1 protein-coding gene is annotated in these 2,351 nt (G+C 55.5%); it reads left to right on the top strand.

The genetic code is table 11. From position 1 onward, the window contains the following. Positions 1–167: 167 nt before the first annotated feature. On the top strand, positions 168–2,351 hold a 2,184-nt coding region (locus tag DWU98_RS22490; protein WP_196239561.1), incomplete at its 3' end, for a DUF6531 domain-containing protein.

Here is a 2,351-nt window from a genome sequence, read left to right on the forward strand (position 1 = left end):
GGTCCAGAGCAGCGACGGCCTGGGCATTCAACGCCAGCTCGGCTACGACGCGCTCAATCGTCTGGTGCAGACGATCGACAACTACAACGGCACGAATTGATAGGGACACCACCATGGATGCTGCACCGATGCGCAACCACCTAAGGACGAGCAGGGGACATGGCCACATGCCTACGCAAACCCAGCACGACTGCCGTAATGGATGGCTGCACGCGAGCTTGGCTGTAGTTCTGTCGTCGCCTATATCTGTCATTCGTAAAGCCGCATTGTTTGGCTTTCTTATCTTGATGCAGTTGCTACAACCGGTCGTAGCCCAACAATCTGGTTGGTACTACGAAACGTATAAGAATGCTAACGGGACATGGGATTACAGTCCGGTGTATGCGTCACCCATGGAGGCCTGTAATTCTCTATTTGATTTCGTTGTTGCGGAGACCGGTGGGGCAATTCCAGACTTTAGTCGCCCCATAACCATGCAGCCGGATTCTCTCGACTATGATTGCTTTTCCATCGGGCCCGGCTACCCCGGAGGTGGTTTCGGATATGGCGATGTGATGCCAGCCACCTATGCCTATGATCCGGGGAAAAACGCCGGAACTAGCATATGTGGTTGTCAAACTAGTTCCCTAAAGCCGGCTCCGGTCTTTGTTGCTGATCCCATCAATGCATCAACGGGTAACAAATATCTGGAAGAGGACGATTACGCCGTCGGCGACTGGTTGACCCTGCGAAGATTTTACAACAGCACGCAGGCAGTCGCTTCAACAGGCATTGGTACAAATTGGCGCCATAGCTTTGATAGTTCGCTTGAACTGGTTAATCAACCATTGACAACTATTGTGCTCATGCGACCCGATGGTTCGCAGGAAACCTTTACAAAAGCTAATGGCGTATGGACCTCCGATGCGGATATTTCCGATACGCTCACGGAAATCGATAATAGTCAGGGTGTGGCCACTGGCTACGTCGTATTTCTTGCTGATCTAAGGCATGTTCAGGACTTTAACGCTGCAGGCCTTTTGCAATCGGAAACCGATGAAACTGGGCAGGGTATTACTCTGACCTATAGCACTGCTTCAACGCCCTATTCGGTAGCGCCCAAAGCAGGGCTGCTGCTAACGGTCACAGACCCTAAAGGGCGCCAGCTTAATTTCGCGTATAACTACAATCGTGAGATCTATCAGGTGACGCTACCTGATGGTAGAACGATCAGCTACAGCTATGGATCGTCAAGTAGCGCGGCGCCTGGCAGTCTAAGTTCCGTGCAATATCCCGATGGGACGACGAGGCAATATGTTTATAACGAATCCTCGTTGACAGGAGGATCGGGTATACGGTCGCTTTTGACAGGGATTATCGATGAAACGGGGGGCCGATACGAAAGCACGACCTATACTGACTTAGGTAACGCAACGTCGAGTTTCCTGGCTAACAATGTTGATACCACGTCGATCGCTTACAACAGTAACGGCACGACATCGGTAACGTATCCGCTGGGATTCACTTCGACAACGACGTTCTCGACGGTGCAAGGTGTCAACAAAGTCGCGGCTCTTGACCAACCTTGCGGCTCGCAATGCAACCAACCCTGGAAGTCGCTCACCTACGATGCCAACGGTAACCCGCAAACCTCCATCGACTTCAACGGCAACACGACGGCCACCACCTATAACAGTAATAATTTGTTGACGCAGCAAGTCGATGGGCAGGGCACCAGCAGCCAACGCACAACCAATTTCACCTGGAACACGACGTTACGTGTGCCACTGACGCGCACGGTGCAAGACGCCTCGGGCAACACCGTCAGTTCGACACAATGGGTCTACAACGCCACCGGCCAAACAGTGGCCCGCTGCGACATCGACCCGACCAACAGCGCGGCCTCCGGCTACAGCTGCGGCGCATCGGGCACAGTGCCGGCCGGCGTACGCCGCTCGACCTACACCTACTGCACCGCCGTCGACACCGTGCAATGCCCAATTGTCGGCTTGCTCCTGACCGCCACCGGCCCGCGCACCGATGTCACGCAAACCACCACCTACAGCTATTACATGGCCAGCAGCGCCACCAGCTGCGGCACACCCGGCGCCGCCTGCTACCAGGCCGGTGACCTGCACACCGTCACCGATCCGGCCGGTCACGTCACCACCATCGCCTCTTACGATGCCGATGGCCGTCCCACCCGAATCACCGACGCCAACGGCATCAACACCGATTTCACCTATACCCCACGCGGATGGCTTTCCACGCGCACGGTCGGCGGGGCGCAAACCTCCTTCGGCTACACCCCCTACGGGGCGGTGTCGTCGATCACCGATGCCGACGGTGTCACCACCAGCTACGGCTATGAC

The sequence above is a fragment of the Dyella monticola genome (genome assembly GCF_003363155.1).
GTDB classification, from domain to species: Bacteria; Pseudomonadota; Gammaproteobacteria; order Xanthomonadales; family Rhodanobacteraceae; genus Dyella_B; species Dyella_B monticola.